Here is a 1,070-nt window from a genome sequence, read left to right as displayed (position 1 = left end):
CCAGTTCTTCATGCTGTTGTTGGATATGATTAAGAACAGCACCCAACCGTTTATTCTCAACAATCTCTCGCTGATTCAGCTGACTTAATTTATCGAAGAGGCTGTAATTGATCTTTCGGCTATTATGCATGATGGCTATAGTACCATCCGGGTATTCCAGGAACTCAAGATACTTACCGATCAACCTTTGATTTTCTTCTGTGTTTTCCAGGATATATACGCATTTATCATAAGTGATCGTCAGGCTATTCGTGACTCTGCGGGGTTCACGCCAGGTAAAAATATCATCTAATTTTTCGGCTGTTTCAGTGATAGGCCGATGTAGATTCTTAGGATTAAAAGCCATCTTGGCGAACTTCTGATTGAACTGCTCAATGAAGCAGGGTAGCCAGACATTAGCTTGCTCAATCGAACAGATGCCTTTCAGGCGCATCTCCTTGATCAGACGGTCCTGAAGGGTTCTGTTGGCCCGTTCCACACGGCCTTTGGCCTGCGGTGAATTAGCGAAGATAATATCGATATTCAGGGTGCTGAGTACGCGCCCAAACTGGGTAATCTTGGTGTCTTTCTTACTGCTTTGATTCACCCTGAAGACTGAATGTTTATCGCTGTAGAAGGCTAAAGGCTTACCATGCTGCTCAACATACAAACGTGTTGAAATCATATAGTCAAAGGTTGATTCCGACTCACAGAAGCGTAAATGCTGTAATTTTCCTGTGGCATCATCGATAAATACCAGCAGACAGCATTTAGGGGCTCGACCTTCAAACCAGTCATGGTGTGAGCCATCGATTTGGATCAGTTCACCATAACAGTCCCGGTTATAACGAGGCTGATACGGGCGTTTCAGACGCTTGGCGCGAGGAATCCATAAATCGGCTGCAATCATCCAGGAACGCAGTGTTTCCACTGAAATATCAAAGCCATGAACGGTGGTGAGCTTTTCATGCGCTAAAGTGGGTCCGAAACCATGCAGTTGATCAGAAACAAGATTGAGGCACTTGAGTTTGAGTTCTTCAGGAAGCCTGGAATTGCTGATTTGACCACGACCGGCATGGGCTAATGCAGCT

1 protein-coding gene is annotated in these 1,070 nt (G+C 45.1%); it reads right to left on the bottom strand.

Translation table 11 applies throughout. The annotated features are described in order from the left end of the window. On the bottom strand, positions 1-1,070 hold a 1,070-nt coding region (locus FTV31_RS17095), incomplete at both ends, for an ISNCY family transposase (RefSeq protein WP_180015834.1).

The organism is Acinetobacter sp. YH16031 (genome assembly GCF_013417335.1).
GTDB lineage: Bacteria > Pseudomonadota > Gammaproteobacteria > Pseudomonadales > Moraxellaceae > Acinetobacter.
This window is presented reverse-complemented; position numbering and strand designations above follow the sequence as displayed.